This is a genomic window from Phormidium sp. FACHB-592, from assembly GCF_014695795.1.
Lineage (GTDB): Bacteria > Cyanobacteriota > Cyanobacteriia > Leptolyngbyales > Leptolyngbyaceae > Stenomitos.
In genome coordinates this window covers 23,704-45,196 of record NZ_JACJOZ010000035.1, presented here as the reverse complement: position 1 = coordinate 45,196, position 21,493 = coordinate 23,704, and the positions used below count along the sequence as shown (strand labels likewise).

Sequence of the window (21,493 nt, the reverse complement as noted above, 5' to 3'; positions counted from 1 at the left end):
GGTTAGGATGTGCCCCTTGATAGCCTCACTTAGGAATGCTTTGTAGCCACTCCCGGAGCGATCGCAGGGCGGTCATCAGCCCCAGCGCATCGCTTTCATCAATAAATTGCAGAATTCGACCAGCGGGCAAAAATGGAAACGCCAGCCCATGAGTCGCTTCAACGTAACGATCGCCCTCTAAACAATAGATCTGCAAGGTTCCTTTGAGAAAATCATCACCGAGTTGACTAACGTAGCGCCACACTTCAGCGACACCGATCGCGGCATAGAGCGCAAGCCTGTCACTTGTACGCGGGCTAAAGGAAACGTCCAGCACTAAATCGGGTGGTGGATCGACCGCAAGATCGATCGCCCTCTTACCGTGCACTGCCGCAGCGTGTTGGATGTAGTAACCGGTCTCTGGTTCGATCGCGATGCCCAAATCAGGACGCTTCAATGTGGGTGCCTTGTAGCCTTCCACACGCAGTGCCCCTTCATCTGCCAGCACAAGGATCAGCGACTCGATGAGCTTATGGCAGCGGTCGTGTTCCTCCAGTGGTGTCATTAGTTCCAGGCGATTGCGAGCGAACGTGAAGCGAGCCGATCGTTCTGCGCCCATTTCTGCCAGTAGTGTTTCAAACTGCTGCCAGCTTACTTTTTCCAGCACGACTCGTTGTTCGCTGGGTTTCGGTGCTTTTGCCATGAATCGTTCGTAGAAATGCGCTTGTCTCCATTAACGCATCTGTAAGGCGAAGCGCGATCGCACGGCTTCAATGATCGTCGGGCAAATGATCCGTGTATTGATTAATTGCTTCTACCATGATCTGCGAATACGGTTCAAGAATTGTGGCGGAGACGTGCAATGCTGCTAACGCATCCGAAAAGTCTTCTGAATCAGGGTTAGCCGTCTATAGCGTATTGAGTGCCGCGATCGCTCGTTCTAGCTGTGGTTGATAATCAGCCAAGTGTGCCTTGAGCAATGTCAAGGAGTTAGCGTAAGTCACTGTCATTTTTTAAGTCTCCGTGTCAGATCCCCGACTTCTGAATCAGATTTAGCAAATCATAGTGAGACTGAACAAAGAAGTTGGGGATCTATATTCCTGCTTCGCTTTGTGTCTTCTATCGCCCTCAACGATGACGAAATTCTTTGGCAAGGCAATAATAGACGGAACGCCAACCGCTGTGCCTTACTATGCCTCAACCGCAACGCCTGGACTACCGCAACCGCGATCTGCGAAATCGATCGTTTAAAAACAAAGATCTGGCAGGCGCAGACTTCAGTGGTGCTGACATTCGGGGGTGCGACTTTAGCGCTGCCACGTTAACAGGCGCAAACTTTCAGCAAGATAGAACGGGGCAGAGTCGTAGGCAGTTCATCATTCAGCTTGTTCGTGTGGTCGGTGGCACTGCCGGTGGCGCTGCCGGTGGCGCTGTTGCCGTCTCTTTCGCTAGCGCGATCGCTGTCCCTTTTGCTGTCGCTGTCTCTTTCGCTGTCATTGTCGGTGACGGTATCTCTTTCACTGGTGCTGTTGTTTTCGCTGTCGTTAGCAGTGGCGCTGTTGTTGTTGCCATCCACGGTACGACCTTTGCAATCTCTGCCTTTGGTAAAGGCGCAATTGCCGAAGGGCTTCTTTACACTGAACTTTCCGTTCTTCTCACTAGTTTTGCTCTTTATTTGTTCAGAGAACTCATCCAAACCATTCGCAACACACCCGGAACTATCTTCAAGGGTGCCAATCTGACCTACGCAAAGTTTGATCAGGTCAGCATTCAAAGCGCTGATTTTTCGGATGCAACTCTTGATTTTGTGGACTGGACTGGTGCATCTTTAGTGCGATGTCAATTCTCCAACAGCTTTGATCAAAGGATTAGGCAACTTTGCACCAGTCGCAACGGTCGCGGTCAAGATTACAGCCACGTCAACCTAAACCGTCTTTACCTGGCAGGAGTGACACTGGCGGGTGCTAATTTACGGAGGGCAAACTTAAACGACGCAAATTTGAAGGGTGCCAACTTAGAACGAGCCAATTTGCAAAGTACCCAGGCATTAGGCACGGATTTCTCCAACGCTGCCTTGACGGGAGCCTACATTCAGAACTGGGGCATCAATGCAGATACTTGCTTCACTGATGTTCGTTGCGACTACATTTATTTGGAGCCAGACGAACAGGCGCGTCAACCTGCCAGCGGGAGCTTCGCGCCAGGGGATTTTGCCAAACTGGTCAATCAGTTCTCCAAAACGCTCGATTTTCTCTTTCGCAATGGCATTGAACCGCAGGCGTTTGATGTGGCGCTCCGCAATTTGCTCACGAAGTACGAGGATGCAGGTTTGTCGCTACAGGCTGTGGTGGATGTGGGCGATGGCGATCGGCTCGTCAAGCTCAACGTTACCAATCCCAATACTGACTACGCACCTATGCACGCGCAGTTTATGCACGACTACATAGCAATGCAGAAGCAACTGGAGGCAGCGCGAGAAGAAAAGCAGGCATTGCAGCAAAATCTCGCCCATGCGGAAGGGCGACTCACTGTCTATCAAGAGCAATCGGTGTTCTTACAAGGCTTTGTTTATCATCAAACTAACCAATTTAGTAGACCGTCGTTCAATGCTCCTAACTCTCAATTCACAGGTGATCTTATGCCAAACAATGACAATAAAATCCAGGTCGGTAACGTGCAAGGCGATGTAAGCGGTATTGCAGGCGGCGACATTAGCGGCGTGGCAGGCAAAGACATCACAGGTGCAGCAGGCGGCGACATCAGCAGCACACTCACCCTCACACTTGATCAACTGGAAGCCTCAAACGCGCCTGAAATACTCAAGCTGGCAGATTTGCTGAAGCAACTCAAAGCTGCCATTGAAAAGCCCGACGCTGGCTTAGACAAAAAAGACCAGGAGAAAGCGCTGAAGCATCTGGATGCGATCGCCAAATTAGGTAACGACCCCAAAAATGCTGACCTGCTAGAAAAAGCAGGCGATGCGCTGGATGCACTGCCCACGATCATCAAGCGCGGCAATGGGCTAATGGAATTTGCTGAGAAGCATTTGCCCACGATCTTGTCAGGCGTAAGAGCGGTTTTGGCACCTTTGGGAGTTTCCTGGTAGCGGTCTAAGTTTGATCCGTCAAAATGCCAAAACGCCATTAAAAGGGCTAGGAGTGCAATGATTACTCAAATCATGGTTCAACCCTCATTCTGGGTCGAGTCTGGTATTACGGTTCAGAAAGTGAGAAACCTCAATCTGTTCAAATTTACCAATGAGCTTCAGGCTCGGCTAGAAGAACTCTTGGCACTGCACAAAGCAGGTTTGCTAAATTCAGAACAGGAAGCTGAACTAGCAGGCATTACAGAACTCGATCGCATCTTTACGATGTTGAATGCCAGACTGATTGCAGAGTCATGACCATCTTTCCGATTATTCAAGGTTGTCCCAGCAAGGTTGAACCGCTGTACAGTAGAGTGAGAAGCCGTTACAAACTGAAACAGTGGATTCCTCGCCAGCCGCAAAACCCCAACTTAAACGCCGATCGCTCCAAACGACACCAGCCAAGATCTTTCACTGGGTCAACATCGTTAGCCTGTTTTTAATGCTGACCAGTGGCTTGCAGATTTACAATGCCAATCCAGTCTTTGGTGGGCGTGAAGGGTTTCATTTTCCCTTCTTTGGCTTATTGGGTGGCTGGTTAGCAGGCGGACGGCACTGGCACTTTGCCGCTATGTGGTTTTTTTCGCTCAATCTACTCTGGTACGGCGTGTATGTGCTGGTGACGCAGCGGTGGCAGCATCGTTATGTGGGTAGCAACGACATCAAAGCATTGCAACAGAGCAAGAATCCCAAACGACGTGTTTATGCATGGCATCGCCTTGTTTATACGTCCATTATCCCGATTTTGCTGCTGGCGCTTTTGAGCGGCATTGGTATGTATAAACCCGCTCAGTTTCACTGGATTGTTGATTTTTTCGGTGATTGGTTTGCGATCCGCGTCACACACTTTCTCACGGTGCCGATTGTGCTTGCGTTTGCGATCGCCCACTCTCTCCTTGCCTTCAAAGCAGGCGGCGATCGGCTCGTAGATTCCATGTTTTTGGACGAGAAGGTAGAAAGCTAGAAGGCTGAAGGCTGTAGCTTGCTTCTCCGAAGGAGCAGGCTAAAAGCGAGTGTTCAAATTTAACTTAAAACTCAAAACTGCCCCTAACTCATAACGTTCCCTATCCCTCTCATGTCCCCAACTGACGACACTTCCGACTCTCTCCCTCGCCGTAGTTTTCTTCGTATCGCTGGTCTGACCGGCGCAGGCTGGATTGTGGGCACCGCTGGGCTAACGCTGGCAGAAGGCTTAGCGGGCAAGCTGTTTATGCCTGTGAACGATCGCCTGGATGCACTCTTGCTGAATCCCCAAAAGCTCATACCAGAGTTTCCTGTCAGCGCGATCGAGCCAGCGGCACTTATTGAGAATACGTTTCGGTTTGTGCCACGGATTGACCCAGGAGTGTTTCGCTTGACGGTAGACGGTGCTGTAAACAAGCCGCTAAGTCTAGATTTAACGACGCTTCAGCAGATGCCGTTGACATCGATGGTGGTTCGCCATGTCTGTGTTGAAGGGTGGGCGGCGATCGTGCAGTGGGGCGGCATCCGACTGAGTGATCTTATTGCACTGGCACAACCAAAGGCAGACGTGCGCTACGTCTATTTTCAATCAGCCGATGGCTATTACGAAAGCTGGGATCTCGCATCAGTGCTGCATCCTCAAACCATGCTGGCATATCAAATGAATGGTGCGCCGCTGCCTGCCAAGAATGGTGCGCCGCTACGTCTTGCCTCGCCGCTAAAGCTAGGTTACAAGCTGAGTAAGTGGGTGACAGGCATTACGCTGGTGAGCGAGCTATCGCAGCAGCGAGGCTATTGGGAAGATTTGGGCTATGAGTGGTTTGCAGGGCTTTAGGGATATCGGCGTACAGCACGCACGTTGAAGAAGGACCGTGGAGGGGTAAAAGCGTGGAGGGGTGAAGGGTGGAACTGATACAAGTAAGACTGTTTGGAAGTAGCGGAACTTTAGGGCTGCAAGATTAATTGCCATTCAACTGCTTTTGGGTTCCATGTTGGCATAGCAGTTTCGTCCACAACGTAGGGTCCCCAGTAGCGCCCGGAGCCGTCTTGAGCAAACGCAACCAGCACATCCCCTCTTTTGAGCTTGAGGGTACGATCGGGCAACGACACCAGCAACCCATTCGCACCACCTTCTTCGGGTGCAAAATCCCAGTGAGCAGGCACTTCGTAGCTAGATGGCTCATCTGGCTGGGCGATCGCCGACTCTGTCTTACCGCTGCCCTGCTTTACCTCTTGTTTTGGCAACAGCGCCACCCGTACTGGATAACTAGTCGGATTGCCAACTCGCAAGACACCACTCCGGATGCTAGCCGTACCAACACGCTTGTCAGGAAGCGCCTCAACGGGCTGGGCTGCTGTGGGTACAGGAACAGGTTTAGCGCTGGGTGCAAGGGTTGGCTGATTCGTTGGCTGCGTAGCTGGCGAAGCGGGCGCGGCTTTAGGCAACTCGCTATCAGCTGAAGGTAGATCGATTGCAGAGGGCACGATCGCGCTGGTAGTAAAGCGTTGATAGACGACCCACCCACTGACCAGACATAAAAGCGTTGCCAAGGTTGCACCAACAACGGGGTAGCATCGCAATTTCATATACCTAGCTGGTTTACCCGCCATCGTTTTCCTGCCATCCACATCCCTGCTTTAGTAATAGCAATCTTTCAGCACCTGCGGGGAAGAAATATTCTAAAGTGAAACAGAGAAAACGTTGAGCTGGTCAATGCTGTCCTGGCGGTTTGAAGCGACCACCTGCTCGATGATCGAGACCGTCCATCAAGAGCCATTCAGCTATGCAAAATACTCGTCTCAACAGTTTGGTGGATCGGACGACCGATCGCCTGGGCAGTTGGCTACAAAACCCGTGGCGACGAGTCTCGGTTCTAATCATCAGTCTGTTGTTCGGTAACTATGTTGGACCCGCGCTTTCTCTAGTTGCAGGTCAACAAGGGCAGGTAGACATCGTTGTTGCCGCGCTAGTCGTCGCGTTGACCGAACTAATCAGTCTGTTTGCGTATCGCCGAAGACCCGAAGGGACGCGATCGCTCTTGCTGGATTCTCTCAATGCCTTCAAGGTCGGCTTAACGTACAGCTTGATTGTGGATGCATTCAAGCTTGGCTCATAAACAGTGGTTAAAAGTCAGATTGGAATTTATTGCCTCCTGCCTTCTGCCTCCTATCCTCTACCTCCTGCCTTCTGCCCTCCGCCTTCTGTAAATGCTATAAATCGAACTAGACGCTCACTCATTGCCCATGTCTCCTACTGATTTGTCTTCTGCTGATTTGTCTGCTGCTAACTTATTGCCTCACGTGTCTACTGTGACTCAGGAGAAGTTTGCGGCGCTGCGATCGCACCTTGCCACCCATCGGTTAGATGGCTACCTTGTGCCTGCCGCTGACGAACATTTGAATGAATACTTACCAGAGGCAAAGCGGCGACGGATCTGGTTGAGTGGCTTTTCGGGTTCGGCTGGCGATTTGCTCGTTGGTCAAGAGACGGCGTGGCTGTTTGTCGATTCGCGCTATTACGAACAGGCGGATCTAGAAGTTGATCCGACGTTGATGCAGGTATCCAAGCTGGGACTAGACGGGCAGAAAACTTTGGAGGAAAGGCTGGAAGCGCTGGGTCGAGAGGCAACGCAAGCAGGCAGCCGTTTTCGCCTGGGGTTTGACCCGTTTACGCTGACGGTAAGTCAGTTTCGCAACTTTCAGAAGCAGTTGGAACCATCGGGGGTCGTGTTAGTGCCGATCGCTGGCAATCTGGTCGATCGCGTCCGCCTGCAACAGCCCTGGGTGAGTGCAGAACCGTTGCCAACCTATGCTGATGCCAAATTGTTTTACCTGCCCGACGCACTAACGGGAGAAACCATTGAGCAAAAGCTAAAGCGCGTTAGAGAGGCGATGCACAAAGCAAATGCAGACGTGTTGCCCATCACCAAGCTCGACCAAATTGCGTGGCTCTACAACCTGCGCGGTTGGGATGTCCCGTATAACCCGGTGTTTATTGCTTATACGATCGTCACGCCCAAGGCTGCCTACCTGTTCACCAATCTCGATCGCATTGATCTCGACTTGCAAGCATTCTTGCAAGAACAGGTGACGCTACACCCGTATGAACTCTATGGGGAGACACTGAAGGCGCTCGTTGCCCAGGCTCCAAACCAGCGGGTACTCATCGATCACAAGCACACAACCATGGGAACCCATGAGCTGCTTACCGATCCCGTTGCTCCGATCGCCTGCAAAATTGTCGAGGGAAGCAACCCGATCGAGGGCATGAAAGCCCGCAAGAACGCGATCGAAATCTCGCAGATGCAGCAGGCAAACCTGAAGGCAAGCCGCGCCAAAACTCGTACTTTGAAGTGGGTTTCTGATCAATTCAACAGCAAAGAAATCCTTACAGAAGCCGATGTCGCTGCAACCGTGGAACAGTTTTATGCCGAAGAAGCTAATTTTCAAGGCTTGAGCTTCAACACGATCGCTGGAGCCGGAGCCAATAGCTCGATCGTCCACTACGGCACCCCTAACCCTCAGCGAGTGCTGCATGACGGCGAATTTCTGCTGCTCGATTCTGGCGCACAGTACGCTTCCGGCACCACAGACGACACACGCACGTTAATCGTCGGCAACCCCACTCCAGAGCAAGTGGAATGCTACACCGAAGTCTTGAAAGCTCACATTAACTGTGCCATGCAGCGCTTTCCCAAAGGTACCACCGGAGCGCAACTGGACGGCATTACGCGATCGACCCTCTGGTTTGCAGGGCTAGACTACGGGCACGGTACCGGACACGGAGTGGGCGCGTTTCTGAATGTGCATGAAGGTCCAAACGGTATCAGCAAGCGAGTCAGCGAACCACTGGAACCGGGCATGGTGACTAGCATTGAACCAGGCTTTTACAAATCAGGCTGGGGCGGCATCCGTATCGAAAATCTGTACGTCGTTAAGGATCTAACACCCGCAGGCGAAACGTCAGAAACAGACGCAAAGCCAGATCCCAACAAACTCACTTGGTATGGCTTTGAACCACTAACCTACATTCCCTTCGACAAACGCCTGATCGATCACGATCGCCTTGACGAGCGTCACCAGGCATGGCTGGCACAGTATAACGAGGCGATCGTTGCTAGGCTCACCCCCACACTTAGCCCCGAAGAAGCCACCTGGCTCCAGGAGGTTTGTACCGTTTAGCCACCCTTGCAACGTTTGGATGATTGGCAAAAACCGTGATGCTATTGATGAGATTGAAGCCATGACGATCGCCACCCAGCAACCCATCACCCTCGAAGCCTTTCTGAAACTGCCAGAAACAAAGCCTGCCAGTGAATACATCAATGGCGCAATCATCCAAAAGCCAATGCCAAAGGGAAAGCATAGCCAACTTCAGTTGAGACTCTGTAATGCTGTCAACGAGATCGGAGTAGCCCAACAAACCGTCTATGCCTTGCCGGAATTGCGCTGCACGTTTGGTACACGCTCGCTCGTGCCGGATGTGGCTGTGTTCCAGTGGTCGCGTATTCCCTTTGATGCTGATGGAGAAATCCCTAACGATTTTTTGATGCACCCAGATTGGGTCATTGAAATTCTTTCGCCTGAGCAGGCTTCAAACCGCGTCACAGGGAACATTCTGCATTGTCTCCATCATGGTTGCAGCTTGGGTTGGCTGATTGGTCCCGGCGATCGCTCCATTCTTGCCTTCCTACCGAAACAAGAGCCAGTGCTGTATGAAGGTAATGACCTACTCCCAGTGCTGGCAGGAGTGCCGCTAGAACTGACCGTACAGCAGGTTTTCAATTGGCTCAAAATGTCCGGCTAGTTCGTTATCGTGATCATGGCTGCAAGTATTGAGTAGCAACCGCTGGAACTCTACACCGCTGCTAGCGTCTGCCTTGTAAGCCTTAGCATGACTGAGCGTTTCAGTCCTTTAGCAACCCGCATTTTAGGGGTGGGCTTTACTAGCAATTCCGTCTGGACAAACAGTAAGCGTGACTGCAATGTATACGTCTAATCTGGATTTTGAATGGGCTAGGATGAGCGTAAGAATAATGCTATGCAGTGCTTTCATCCTGGTCTCACAGTTGTGAAAAACAACGTGAGCGGCTAGAGGTGCGATCGGTTTCAGTGCTTTGACTTAACGTTTTACACTTGCGGACTGGACAGTACAACAATGAAGATTTCCATTTATAAACAAGGCAACGTACGCAAATCTCCCTGGAAAACGCCAGCGGCTTACTTGTTACTGCCACTCTTAGGAGCAGGGACAGCGCTGCTAGGTGATCACTGGCTGTCGTCTAACACAGCTTCGACCCAGGTGGCGATCGCCCAAACAGCCCGTCCTCCAGCACAAACCCAGTTGCTTGCCCAGACACCCAACCGCAGTAGCGCCATTCTTTCGTCTAGCGATCCCAACTTTGTTGTCAACGTGGTTGATCGCGTGGGTCCTGCTGTCGTGCGTATTGACTCCTCACGTACCGTCAAAAACCGCCGACCCGCCATCTTTAATGATCCGTTTTTCCGACAGTTTTTTGGCGATGTGCCAACGGGTCCATCGACTCGTGTTGAGCGTGGCACAGGTTCCGGGTTCATCATCAAAAACGATGGGCTAATTTTGACCAACGCGCACGTAGTGGATGGTGCCGATACTGTAATCGTGACGCTGAAAGATCAGCGCGAGCTAAAAGGCAAGGTGCTGGGCGTTGACCCCCTCACTGATGTCGCTGTCATCAAAGTAGAAGCAACCAATCTGCCAACTGTTAGCATCGGCAATTCCGATCAACTGCGACCAGGCGAATGGGCGATCGCGATCGGCAACCCCCTCGGTCTCGACAATACTGTGACAGTCGGTATTATCAGTGGTACGGGTCGCACCAGTTCGCAAATCAAAGCGCCCGATAAGCGCGTAAGTTTTATCCAAACCGATGCTGCGATTAATCCTGGCAACTCCGGTGGTCCCTTGCTCAATCAGCGCGGCGAAGTCATCGGCATGAACACCGCCATTATTGGGGGTGCCCAAGGCTTAGGGTTTGCCATTCCCATCAATACTGCGCAGCAAATTTCAAACCAACTTGTCACCACTGGTAAGGCGAGCCACCCGTATCTGGGCATCCGCATGACAACCCTCACGCCAGAGCTGAGGAAGCAGGTCAACAGCGACCCTGAAGCAGGTATCACTGTGAAAGAAGACAGCGGTGTGCTGGTCTATCGCGTGATGCGTGGTTCTCCGGCGGCTCAAGCGGGGCTTCAACCCGGTGACGTAATCCAGAAAATCAATGGTCAGCCCGTTAAAACAGCGGACGGTGTGCAGCAAGCCGTGGCACAGAGTTCTGTTGGCGGTAGTCTTCAGGTGGAGTTTAAGCGCAATGGACAAACGATGACGCTAGCAGTCCGCCCTGGTGCGTTCCCTACGCAGACAGCGCAGACTGAGTAAGGGAGGAAGGGCAGGAGAAGGAAGGATGAGGGAGGAAGGGCTTCTCTGCCTCTCCTCTCCCCTTGCCTCCCCTGCTCCCTCCGTCCCCTTGCCTCACCTGCTTTCCTTACATAGACGATCGCTTTAGACCAAAAATATCCATTTGTTGTCACGTCCTATGCCTGAGTTGCTTGAAGTAATCGAGTTGGGAAATCCCATTCTGCGTCAGAAAGCGCAGCCTGTGGAGAATGTTCAGTCAGAACGCATTCAAACGCTGGTTGAAAATCTACTGATCACGGTTAAAGAGGCAAATGGGGTTGGCATTGCTGCGCCGCAAGTTGCCCAGTCCGATCGCCTTTTCATAGTGGCATCGCGTCCGAATCTGCGGTATCCCAACGCACCAACGATGGAGCCGACAGCCATGATTAATCCACGCTTGCTTGCCCATGCTGATGAAACGGTAATGGGATGGGAAGGTTGCCTTAGCATTCCAGGTATTCGGGGAAAGGTGCCCAGATATCGAGCGATCGAAGTTGAATACACCGGACGTGACGGCAAGCTGCACAAACAGGAGTTGACCGATTTTGTTGCTCGTATTTTTCAGCACGAACTCGATCATTTGGATGGCATTGTGTTCGTCGATCGGATAGACAGTACGCAAGACCTCATCACCGAGCGCGAGTACCAGCGCCTTTTCCCCGGTTAATTTATCTTGCGATTTGAGACGCGATGAACTCCTGCTTCGTCGAATTTGAAATTGCCAGCGAGGAGCAGTTTCGGCAACTTGAAGCCGCTGTCAACGCTTTGTGCAAAGCAAAACGGGCTAACTTATTTCCTCCTGAAGACTATTGGTTAGCCTTCTTCGATACGAAAGCAACGTCTTTCTTCTGGCACCCAACTGAAGCAGAACTCAAGGATTGGGAGCGACGATGGTTCGCGACACCCGTTGAGGAACGATGGAATGATCAGACGCTTGAAACACCCTGGGACTTTGGCTCCATGATTGGAGCTTTTGAGGATGGCGATTACCAGCTAGTAGGATGCCGTCGAATCTCAGGTACAATTGCTCGTTTGGAGTTCACCCCGTATAGTTCGCCTTATGGTGGTACAGGCTGTATGCAAGCACTCATTGAAGCTTTTGGACACCAAGTTACGGCTATTTCAGACTAATTTCTCAACGAAAAAACAGGTAACGAGCGCCAATGACGAAGAGAAAAATGCCGTAGAGTTTTTTCATCAGGGCACTGCTGATAAAGGGTTGATTGGCAAACAATGCACCAAATAAAAAGCCGACAAAAAGTCCAGCCGCAATAAAGAGTGCATCCCGAATGCTGAGGTTGCCTTCTCTGTAATAGACCGCAGCGCCGAGAAGACCGATCGGCAAAATCTGTGCGGCGATCGAGGTTCCTGTTGCAAATTTTTGATCCATCCCCAGCAGCAGCACCATTGCAGGCACCATAATGGCACCACCACCGATGCCAAACATCCCGCCTGCAACACCAGCTACTAAACCGATGAGCAACAGTTGAACCATCAATAGAGACATAGCTTCATTCCGCTCAGCGCTGTTAAGTACACACTGAGACTACTTATAGCAGTACTTAGACATGAGTTCGGTCTAGAAATGCACGAAGTTCAGGAAAAAGCTTAGGGCTAAAGGAATTGCAGACATTGTGGCGGTACAAGGCGTAGTTCGCCCGATTGGAAGCGATCGCACTCAATCCAGTAAGCAGTGTAGGTTTGGTCGCTATCAGCAAAGTTGACTTGTTCCTGCTGATAGAATGCCTGATCGACAAAATCACAGCGGTAAAGCTGAACAAATTCATGCCCCGGCTTGCCGTTAAAGGTGAACACGTTTTCCAGGCAGCCGAGATAGTGAATGTTCGTTAGTTCTGCCTGAAGTTCCTCTCGAAATTCTCGCTTCAGCGCTTCCAGGCTTGTTTCGCCGAACTCAATACCACCGCCTAACGCACGATAGAAGTAATCCTGTTTTACGGGATCAAACCCTTCCGAAACAAACAGACGTGAGCCATTTTGAATGAAGCCCAACGCGATCGCTCGTATCCTATGTCCCAACGCCTCACTCCTCACCTAATTCAAATCACTGGTATCCAAAAATGTATCTGATCGATAGCGGCTGTCGCCTGTTGTCCAGTCTTCGTTTTCACCACCAATAATTAGGCTTTCAAGGACAACGTAATCTTTGCTGAACTGACGCAGGGCGGTGATAAGTACATCTAGGGCGATCGCGTCACTGGTACCGAGGTCAAACCAACAGCGTCCCCAATTGCCCTCGTATTCCACCTCGCCCATATTGTGCATCAACGCCACCATGCTGCTGTCAGCCAGATCATCGTCGTATTCCATCTGGCTCACTTCTAGCCCCATATCTTGCACCTGGAGGTTTTCGGCATTAAAGCCGCCAAGCTTGCCTAGAAAGAACCAGGAATTGAAGACTTCCTCAACGTACTGTTTTTCCATTTCCGAGGGCACTGTGCTGAACTCAATCCAGATCCAAACATTAAAGGGATCAAATTCTCGAAACTGTACATTCATCTTGATACTCCTGCGTTCCCGAGAAAAATTAAAATCGCAAAACTAAAAATGGCAAAGGCAAGTGATGCTCACTTTTAGTTCTTAACTTTTAATTCATTACTGATTCTTAGCTATCATGACACGGCACAAACGGCTAATAGACCCGTCCTTTCCAGGCTCCACCCTCGCCGCGCCAGTGACGGAGGGCAGAATCGAGCGTCATGATGGTGTAAAGGAAGGCGATCGCGGGTAGCCCAAATGCCAATAGTGGTGGACATTGATAGAGCCGCAGCGTTGGCACATACGCCACACCAATAAGTAGCCAGGTGAGTAGTCCAACCAGGGCGATCGTCCACTGTCCGGTGAGAAGTCCCGCGATCGTGCTCACAGGTGGCACCACATAAATGATCGTCATGCCAACTAACGTTCCAAACAGCAGCAACGGCGAATAGTTGAGTTGAGTAAAGGCAGTACGAGCCACCATATCCCAAATCGTTTTAAGCGACGGATAGGGGCGCAAACTGAGCGTTTGGCGAGTCAGCCCCAGCCAGATTTTGCCAGTGGGGTGTAGGGTGTGGGGTGCGGGGGGTGGAGTGTGGAGTGTGGAGTAAGGGGTGAGTTCGGAAGTTTGCCCCCCTACTTCCCTAGCTTCCCCTGTCTCCTGCCCTCTGCCCTCTGCCTCCTGCCCTCTGCCTCCTGCCTTCTTCCCCCTGCCTCCTGCCTCCTGCCCTCTGCCCAAACCCTTCACCGCCTGCGCCAGGGAACAGTCATCAATCAGCGCTTGACGAAGAATTTGCAGACCGCCGATTTGCGTCAGAGCGTCGCGACGTAGGAGAATACAGCCTCCAGCCGCAGCCGCAAGCTTACGGTTCGGATCATTTGCCCAGCGGAACGGGTAGAGCTTTTGGAAGAAAAAGACGAACGCAGGAATCAGAAGTTTTTCCCATGTGCTCTTGCAGCGCAACAACACCATCAACGAAACCAGATCCAGGTCATCTGCCTGTGCTTTGGCGACCAATTGATGCAGGTTTTCGGAGTGATGCGAGATGTCAGCATCCGTTAGCAAAAAGTAGTCAGGCGGTGGCGACAGCGTTTGGGCGTAGCGAGCGCCTTGTTCCATTGCCCACAGTTTGCCCGTCCAACCAACCGGAAGCGGTTCAGCAGTGATCACCGTTAGCCTTGAGGGATCAAGAGCCTGAGCCGTCTGCCGTGCAATATCAGCAGTGCCATCAGTACTCTGGTCATCAACCAAGATGATGCGAAGGTTGGGATAGCCCTGCGTCAGGAGCGATCGCAGCGTCACGGGCAGCAGATCGGCTTCGTTACGGGCGGGGATGATGGCGCAGACAGAAGGGAGTGGGGAGTGGGGAGTGGGGAGTGGAGAAAGAGTGCCTTCTGCCTTCTGCCTCCCGTCGGCTGATGCTCTGGGAAGCCTGCCTTCTGCCTCCTCATCCAAAAACTGATCCGATCGCCAAAACTGTCCGCGTCCAAACAGCAGCACGAGCCAGATGATGAGCGACAGCAGCGTTATTCCCAAGCCAATTTCAGCCATTACCAATTGCCAAGACTCTTCACTAAGGGGCAAAATACAACATCTGCCAATTGTAACGACAGGTGTATCGGTAAAATTGGCAAAAGCGGTGTGTTGAGGATGGACAGACGGTATGCAAACTCAGGAACAGGGTGTCGGGAACAGTGCAACGGCTGGGTCGATCGAAGTGGACGAGGCGATCGCCCGCAGTCAAAATTACTTGCTATCACTTCAGTATCCAGACGGTTACTGGTGGGCAGAGCTAGAGTCGAACGTCACCATTACGGCAGAAGTGGTGCTGCTGCATAAGCTTTGGGGCACCGACAAAACCCGTCCACTGCATAAGGTAGAGGCATATCTGCGATCGCAGCAGCGCGAGCATGGCGGTTGGGAACTGTTCTACGGTGATGGTGGTGAACTGAGTACTTCCGTTGAAGCGTACATGGCGCTCCGGTTGTTGGGCGTACCGGCTACCGATCCAGCGTTGCAAAAGGCGCGATCGTTCATTTTGAGACGGGGCGGCATCAGCAAGACACGCATTTTCACCAAGTTTCACCTGGGGTTGATTGGCTGCTACGACTGGCGAGGCCTGCCCTCCATTCCATCGTGGGTCATGCTGCTGCCGGATGCTTTTCCAGTCAACATCTATGAACTGTCTAGCTGGGCGCGGGGTAGCACGGTGCCGCTGCTAATTGTGTTCGATCGCAAACCCGTTTATATCACTGAGCCAGCCATCAGTCTGGACGAACTGTATACCGAGGGACGTAGCAACGCGCGCTTCGAGTTACCGCGTCAGGGCGACTGGACAGATCTTTTCGTGCATCTGGATGGTGCCTTTAAACTAGCGGAAGACTTGAACCTGGTGCCGTTTCGGCAAGAAGGAATCGACGCTGCCGAGAAATGGGTGCTCGAACGCCAGGAAGCTACTGGCGACTGGGGTGGCATTATTCCCGCCATGCTGAATTCCTTACTGGCATTACGAGCGCTTGACTATAACGTGGCTGATCCGATCGTCGAGCGGGGTCTAAAAGCCGTTGATAACTTTGCGCTCGAAACTGACGAGCATTACTGGATTCAGCCCTGCATTTCGCCTGTGTGGGATACAGCCTTAGTGATGCGATCGCTCGTTGATTCTGGTCTCGCTCCCGATCATCCGGCTCTAGTGCACGGTGGCGAATGGCTGCTAGAGAAGCAGATTCTCGACTACGGCGACTGGGCAGTAAAAAACCGCAAAGGCAAACCTGGAGCCTGGGCATTTGAGTTTGACAATCGCTTTTATCCCGATGTGGATGATTCTGCGGTTGTAGTGATGGCGCTCTGTGCCGTCCAGTTGCCGAATGAGCCGTTGAAACAAGCGGCGATCGATCGTGCCGTAGACTGGATCGCCACTATGCAATGCACTCCCGGTGGTTGGGCAGCCTTCGACCTCAACAATGATCAGGATTGGCTCAACGCCATCCCCTACGGCGATCTCAAAGCCATGATCGATCCCAATACGGCAGATGTGACCGCGAGAGTGCTGGAAATGGTCGGGAAGTTGGAAACCAGGCAGAAGGCAGAAGGCAGAGGGCAGAAGGCAGTTTCAACTCAAAACGCTCTCCCCACTCCCGCCATCGATCGCGCCCTCACCTATCTCCGCGCAGAGCAGGAACCCGAAGGCTGCTGGTTTGGTCGCTGGGGTGTGAACTACATTTACGGGACGAGTGGCGTACTGGCAGCGCTGTCGTTAGTGGCTGCCGCAACCCACCAGCGAGAAATTGAGCAGGGTGCAAGCTGGCTGGTGAGTTGCCAAAACGCGGATGGGGGTTGGGGTGAAACCTGCTTTAGCTACAACGATCCGTCGCTAAAAGGGCAGGGCACCAGCACTGCCTCACAAACTGCCTGGGCGCTGATTGGACTAATGGCAGCAGGCGACGCAACTGGGACGTATGCGATGGATACACTTGATCGTGGCATCCAATACCTTCTCCAAACTCAACAACCCGATGGCACCTGGAATGAGGACTACTTCACAGGTACAGGTTTTCCCTGTCACTTTTACCTGAAGTATCACCTCTATCAACAGCACTTTCCACTAACGGCGATCGGGCGTTATCGACTCATCAAGTAACGTTTAGCGGTTGCGATAACGTTCCCAATCACCGGACTCAGAAAACTTTTGTCAACAGCCACTGTACTTCAAAGTTCCGGTGCATTGCGGTTGTTATACCTCAGCCACTGATTTCTTAGCAAGGAATTCACTTGAACTCACAACTTTGAATCCCCTTACTCTAGTCATATGAAATGGTCGGCTTGAACCGAGCAAGCTTGCGACAGCAGGATAAGAACTACCCAGCTTTTCTAAAACATCTTTTGAGGCTTGATTAGATTTCAACATAGCAGCCCAAATTGCTTTAACCTCATATGACCAATTAAGATTAACTGGCGTACAAAGAGCGTCCTCCAAGCGCACAAAAGCCAGTTCGTCTTTTGTGCAGTATTCGCTTGCTACAAACTCGAACTCAAATATCACTTGTTCATCTTCAGATTCAATATGACGCCAGCAGATGTATAAACCACTGAGTTGACAATCATCAATAAATAGTCCATCTACCCCTGTTAGTGCATCAATAATGGGCTTGATGCAGTTATCAATATCCGCTTTCGCATCTGTTTCATATCTACTTTTTGTTGGCAAAAGCCATGTCAAGTTTAGAATAATATCTCCCGTCAATATGTAATCTAAATTCTTAAACTGGTTTTTAATTGAATGAACGTATTTATTGCGAGTTTCTTTACTGGCTTGAATTGAAGCAGGCGATCCTTTGACCGTAAATTCGGCTCTTCCGAAGGGGGACGGAATTTCGCCACGCTTTGTCCTATCTAAGCCCTCAGCCAATTCGTCAGTCATCAAGAGTAAGTTTTTTCAAGCGATATAACTATTGAACGGAAGGATTCCGTAAAACATTTCAACTAACATCAGTAGCCAGTAGCTTGTGTTTACTCCATCATTTATAGAGGCTAATGTTAGGCATAGCTACGCTTATTGAACCAGGTACGATCGCACCGCGCCTGACTCAAATTAGCACCCACTTATACGGCACTGAAAAGAAATTACTCCGCAAGAGTAGCTTTTATACTTGGGCATTCGTCACAGCTTCCGGTTTTGGTACACCTTCGTCAGGATTGATTGCCAGAAGGTGAAGAATGCGACGCAGCGAAATTTTGACTTGTGTGGATTGATTGGTTAGCTCACGTCCCAAATCATAAATAGCTTGCTCGATCAGGTAATTATTTAGCATCACCTCTAACTCTTGCTGGGTTTTGGGCAAGAAGCTGTCACGAGTAGCAGTGGTCAGGTACGCTTTGATAAAAGTTGTACTCACCCAGCGATACCAAAACTCTGCCCATTGCTGCATTCGATGGAGTTGCTCAGGATGGCTCATGCCGCTTTCGATTTCGTTCTCAAGCGCAGTGTTGACAGCGTAGTAAAACGATTGCAGCATCCCTGCCACATCGCGCAAGGGCGATCGCTTCATCCGTCGCTCACTCAAGCTGCGGGCTGGGTCGCCTTCAAAGTCGATGATAAAGAAGTCTTTGCCCGTATAGAGCACCTGCTCTAAGTGATAATCACCGTGATAGCGAGTCCGCAACGCCGTAATTTTGTGGTTTAAGACCAATTGAAACCGTTGTAAACAGGCATCATGCTGGCTTAAAACAGTGGTGGCTAGCGATCGCGTCTCAGGTGGCAACACACTCAAGCGATTTTTCAAGAGTAAGAAGACGCGCCCAGTGAGATTGCGGCTGTACTGGTAGATCGATCGTTGGTAGAGCGTAGTAAAGGGCTCGGGCGCAAAGGCAGGCGTGTCAGCATCCACTGACAGAGCAATATGGAGTTCAGCAGTCCGCTGCCCCAAAAGCTGCATATTTGCTAGATAGCTATTGATCGCTTTGCAGGCAGGAATCTGGGAAGGAACGGAGGGCAGAGGGCAGTAAGGAACCGGGAAAAAGACTTCTGGCGAGGTTGGATCGGCGGGAGCGTTAGCGCTTGCAGACTCTAACTCTAGCGGCGAACCGACGGGCATGGGTGCTTCCGTAATATTCGACTGATCCATCGTGACAAGATCAAAGTAGTCACGCAAATGGTCGATCGTATAGTCCCAAGCGCTGCGGGTGTCGGGGATAAACTCTTGCAGAATGCCGATCGTGATGGGTTCAGCCGAGGGACGATGGTAAGTCAGCGTACCAGCGATCGAGGGGATGCCGGTAAAGTGCTTGTGCTCATCCAGAAAGCGGCGGACTTCCAGATCTGGATGCAGCCCTTCCTCAACTTTTTGGAACAGCTTTAGAATCAGGCGATTTTGAGCAGCGACGCTACCAGTTTGGGCATAGGTAATCGACGTATTGTTGTGTAAGCCTTTCAGCAGCGCTGGCTCAAAGGGCTGAATGCTGCCACTACGTTCGTCACTAATAAGGGAACCATCATTAGATTCACTACCGCTTAACTCGTTGAACAACGCCGTTGTAGCTGCCACCAACGTTCCCGCCGTATTCTTGTAAACCTGGTTCTCAGCAATGCTATCTAGCAACGCGGTTAAAAATTGCTTGTCGGCGATCGCATCAAACAGCACTGCCACATCATCGCTATTTGACAGCTTTAGCCGTGCCACTACTGACTGCGGTGTCTCGGACAACAACTGTAGCGCCTGTTCACCCTCAGCAACCGCCAAAAACAGCACATAGGTTTGCGGGTTGCCCTGAATGTAGTCTACGTGCAGCTCAAGCATTTGCGCGTGGCTACTGCCGTAGGGAATCGCGATCGCTTCTACGAGGCGAGTGGATTGCACCGTACGGACTCTGCCGCCAAACCAGGGATGGCTGGACAAGTAATTGGGCAACAGGTTTTCTAAACCAGACGTAAAACTGCGTGTTTGGGCTGACTGCAACTGAGAAAATGCTCTTTCCCACGCGCCATCTAGCACCAACATGGGTAGTTCCGCATGGGGTTTTGCAGTAGGCAGGGGAAGCACTTGCGGCTTGAGTGTAAACCAATAGACCGCGTAGGGACCAATACTAAGGAAGTAGGGCAAATCCTCGATCGGTGGAAACTCAGTGCGTCCAAAAATCTCGACGGGCACCCACCCCTTCAACGCCGATAGCTCTAGCTCAACAGTCTGCACAAAGCGAGACAAATTCGCGACGACCAGAATTAGCTCGTCCTTATACGTACGTGTGAAGGCAAGTACCTTACGGTTTTCGGGATGCAGAATCTGAAAATCGCCGCTGCCCAAGGCTTGAAAGCGGTTTCGCATTGCAATGAGCCGCTTCGTCGCATTCAGGAGTGAGCTAGGGTTCGCCCGCTGCGCCTCGACGTTAACGGTTGCATAGTGATACTCTGCCTCGACAATCAGGGGCAAATACAGTCGTTGAGGGCTAGCGTTGCTAAAGCCTGCGTTACGGTCAAAGTTCCACTGCATTGGTGTGCGAACCCCGTTGCGATCGCCCACGTACACGTTGTCGCCCATCCCAATCTCGTCGCCGTAGTACAGCACCGGCGTTCCAGGCAGGGAGAGCAGCAGACTGTTAAGAAGTTCAATCTGACGGCGATCGTTACCCAGCAACGGAGCCAACCGACGCCGAATGCCCAAATTCACCCGCATCTCTGGATCTTGGGCATAGACGCGATACATAAAATCTCGATCTTCATCCGTCACCATTTCCAGCGTCAGCTCGTCGTGGTTCCGCAGAAACAAGCCCCACTGACAGTTATCGGGGATAGCTGGCGTTTGCTGTAGGATGTCAGCGATTGGAAAGCTATCTTCCATCCGCAGCGACATAAACAGCCGTGGCATCAGTGGAAAGTGGAAGTTCATGTGACACTCATCGCCATCGCCATAGTAGGCGGCAGCATCTTCAGGCCACTGGTTTGCTTCTGCCAACAACATCCGGTTGGGAAACTTTTCGTCTACGTGCTGGCGCAGTTGCTTCAAAAAGGCGTGCGTTTCGGGCAAATTCTCGCAGTTAGTGCCATCACGCTCATACAAATAGGGCACTGCATCCATCCGCAGCCCATCCACACCCAACGCCAGCCAAAAGTCCATGACATCAAACACTGCCTGACGCACCGCAGGATTGTCGTAGTTCAAATCGGGCTGGTGGGAGTAAAAGCGGTGCCAGAAGTACGCCTTGGCAACAGAATCCCATGCCCAGTTAGAGGTTTCAAAATCCTGAAAAATAATCCGCGCTTCCTGATATTTGTCAGGGGTATCGCTCCAGACGTAGAAATCGCGCTCTGGGCTACCTTTAGGCGCTCGTCGTGCCCGCTGAAACCAGGGGTGTTGATCAGACGTGTGGTTAACAATCAGTTCAATAATGACGCGAATACCACGCTGGTGAGCCGCTTGCAAAAGCTCCTTAAAGTCGTCCAGCGTGCCATAAATGGGATTCACATTCACATAGTCGGCAATGTCGTAGCCATCATCCCGCAGTGGTGATGGAAAGAAGGGCAGCAGCCAGATCGCAGTTACACCCAGATCTTGAAGATAATCCAGTTTCTCAGTCAGTCCACGAAAGTCGCCAATACCATCACCGTTACTGTCGGCGAAGGCACGCACCGGCACTTCATAAATAATGGCATTCTTAAACCACAAGGGATCATTCTTCAAGGTCAACCCATCCATTCGCACTCAATGTCCGTCATTAAGTTAGCGGAAATAGTCCATTTCGTCATCGTACAAAGGTTAGAGCGATCGCGTGACAATGCTTTCAACGCTCATCTATGTAGCGGCTATAGACTCTAAAGTGCTCTTACTCTAAAGTGCTCTTTGTTAAATAGAAAATAATTTTATCCAATCCTTAAGAAGGATGCGTTCGGCGAACATTTTCTTTTATGAATGGCATTGCTGATCGTGAAAGAAGCGATCCGAAGCTCCGGTTTCTTAATTGCGTCCTGATTAAACAAGCT

General features: G+C 51.3%; 19 protein-coding genes. 11 read left to right on the top strand and 8 right to left on the bottom strand.

The window, feature by feature from the left end:
- Positions 1–25: 25 nt before the first annotated feature.
- On the bottom strand, positions 26–682 hold the full coding sequence (locus H6F86_RS09780) for a Uma2 family endonuclease (RefSeq protein ID WP_190448420.1): 657 nt from the start codon (positions 680–682) through the stop codon (positions 26–28).
- Between the two features lie 489 nt (positions 683–1,171).
- On the opposite strand from H6F86_RS09780, the gene H6F86_RS09770 reads away from it, so the two are divergent.
- The 4 genes from H6F86_RS09770 (at position 1,172) to H6F86_RS09755 (ending at position 4,922) form a co-directional block, all read left to right on the top strand.
- Positions 1,172–3,085: a pentapeptide repeat-containing protein gene (locus tag H6F86_RS09770; protein ID WP_190448419.1), complete on the top strand. Its 1,914-nt coding sequence runs from the start codon at positions 1,172–1,174 to the stop codon at positions 3,083–3,085.
- Positions 3,086–3,142: 57 nt separating this feature from the next.
- Complete coding sequence (locus H6F86_RS09765) at positions 3,143–3,382, top strand: hypothetical protein (protein WP_190448418.1); 240 nt, start codon at positions 3,143–3,145, stop codon at positions 3,380–3,382.
- Positions 3,383–3,464: 82 nt separating this feature from the next.
- Entirely contained in the window at positions 3,465–4,088 is a 624-nt protein-coding gene (locus H6F86_RS09760; protein WP_190448417.1) for a cytochrome b/b6 domain-containing protein, read from the top strand.
- Positions 4,089–4,199: 111 nt separating this feature from the next.
- Positions 4,200–4,922: a molybdopterin-dependent oxidoreductase gene (locus tag H6F86_RS09755; RefSeq protein WP_190448416.1), complete on the top strand. Its 723-nt coding sequence runs from the start codon at positions 4,200–4,202 to the stop codon at positions 4,920–4,922.
- A 110-nt stretch (positions 4,923–5,032) separates the two neighbouring features.
- On the opposite strand, the gene H6F86_RS09750 is transcribed toward H6F86_RS09755, so the two are convergent.
- A complete protein-coding gene (locus H6F86_RS09750; RefSeq protein WP_190448415.1) occupies positions 5,033–5,674 on the bottom strand; it encodes a hypothetical protein in 642 nt (213 codons plus the stop codon).
- A 197-nt stretch (positions 5,675–5,871) separates the two neighbouring features.
- Between H6F86_RS09750 and H6F86_RS09745 the strand changes: the two genes are divergently transcribed.
- From H6F86_RS09745 to H6F86_RS09720, 6 genes are all read left to right on the top strand, one after another.
- Positions 5,872–6,204 (top strand): DUF565 domain-containing protein, encoded by a 333-nt coding sequence (locus H6F86_RS09745; protein ID WP_190448414.1) that lies wholly within the window; start codon positions 5,872–5,874, stop codon positions 6,202–6,204.
- A 127-nt stretch (positions 6,205–6,331) separates the two neighbouring features.
- Complete coding sequence (locus H6F86_RS09740) at positions 6,332–8,269, top strand: aminopeptidase P family protein (protein WP_190448413.1); 1,938 nt, start codon at positions 6,332–6,334, stop codon at positions 8,267–8,269.
- A 61-nt stretch (positions 8,270–8,330) separates the two neighbouring features.
- Positions 8,331–8,894, top strand: coding sequence for a Uma2 family endonuclease (locus tag H6F86_RS09735; protein WP_190448437.1), 564 nt, complete (start codon positions 8,331–8,333; stop codon positions 8,892–8,894).
- 351 nt (positions 8,895–9,245) lie between these two features.
- Positions 9,246–10,505, top strand: coding sequence for an HhoA/HhoB/HtrA family serine endopeptidase (locus H6F86_RS09730; protein ID WP_190448412.1), 1,260 nt, complete (start codon positions 9,246–9,248; stop codon positions 10,503–10,505).
- Positions 10,506–10,662: 157 nt separating this feature from the next.
- Positions 10,663–11,190 carry a peptide deformylase gene (def, locus tag H6F86_RS09725; RefSeq protein ID WP_190448411.1) on the top strand — a complete coding sequence of 176 codons (528 nt, stop codon included), beginning with the start codon at positions 10,663–10,665 and terminating at the stop codon, positions 11,188–11,190.
- A gap of 23 nt (positions 11,191–11,213) precedes the next feature.
- Complete coding sequence (locus H6F86_RS09720) at positions 11,214–11,654, top strand: hypothetical protein (RefSeq protein ID WP_190448410.1); 441 nt, start codon at positions 11,214–11,216, stop codon at positions 11,652–11,654.
- 4 nt (positions 11,655–11,658) lie between these two features.
- Here the strand turns inward: H6F86_RS09720 and H6F86_RS09715 are convergent, their stop codons facing one another.
- From H6F86_RS09715 to H6F86_RS32165, 4 genes are all read right to left on the bottom strand, one after another.
- Positions 11,659–12,030 carry a TSUP family transporter gene (locus tag H6F86_RS09715; protein WP_190448409.1) on the bottom strand — a complete coding sequence of 124 codons (372 nt, stop codon included), beginning with the start codon at positions 12,028–12,030 and terminating at the stop codon, positions 11,659–11,661.
- Positions 12,031–12,137: 107 nt separating this feature from the next.
- Entirely contained in the window at positions 12,138–12,560 is a 423-nt protein-coding gene (locus H6F86_RS09710; protein WP_190448408.1) for an NUDIX hydrolase, read from the bottom strand.
- Positions 12,561–12,575: 15 nt separating this feature from the next.
- Positions 12,576–13,040 (bottom strand): DUF3531 family protein, encoded by a 465-nt coding sequence (locus H6F86_RS09705; RefSeq protein WP_190448407.1) that lies wholly within the window; start codon positions 13,038–13,040, stop codon positions 12,576–12,578.
- Between the two features lie 133 nt (positions 13,041–13,173).
- Entirely contained in the window at positions 13,174–14,571 is a 1,398-nt protein-coding gene (locus H6F86_RS32165; RefSeq protein WP_190448406.1) for a glycosyltransferase, read from the bottom strand.
- Between the two features lie 112 nt (positions 14,572–14,683).
- Between H6F86_RS32165 and shc the strand changes: the two genes are divergently transcribed.
- Positions 14,684–16,660 (top strand): squalene--hopene cyclase, encoded by a 1,977-nt coding sequence (shc, locus tag H6F86_RS09695; RefSeq protein WP_190448405.1) that lies wholly within the window; start codon positions 14,684–14,686, stop codon positions 16,658–16,660.
- Positions 16,661–16,753: 93 nt separating this feature from the next.
- Here the strand turns inward: shc and H6F86_RS09690 are convergent, their stop codons facing one another.
- Positions 16,754–17,440 carry a RusA family crossover junction endodeoxyribonuclease gene (locus H6F86_RS09690; protein ID WP_190448404.1) on the bottom strand — a complete coding sequence of 229 codons (687 nt, stop codon included), beginning with the start codon at positions 17,438–17,440 and terminating at the stop codon, positions 16,754–16,756.
- 223 nt (positions 17,441–17,663) lie between these two features.
- The gene (treS, locus tag H6F86_RS09685) at positions 17,664–21,194 is read right to left on the bottom strand and encodes a maltose alpha-D-glucosyltransferase (RefSeq protein ID WP_242033451.1); all 3,531 of its coding nucleotides are present in this window, start codon (positions 21,192–21,194) and stop codon (positions 17,664–17,666) included.
- Positions 21,195–21,493: the final 299 nt, after the last annotated feature.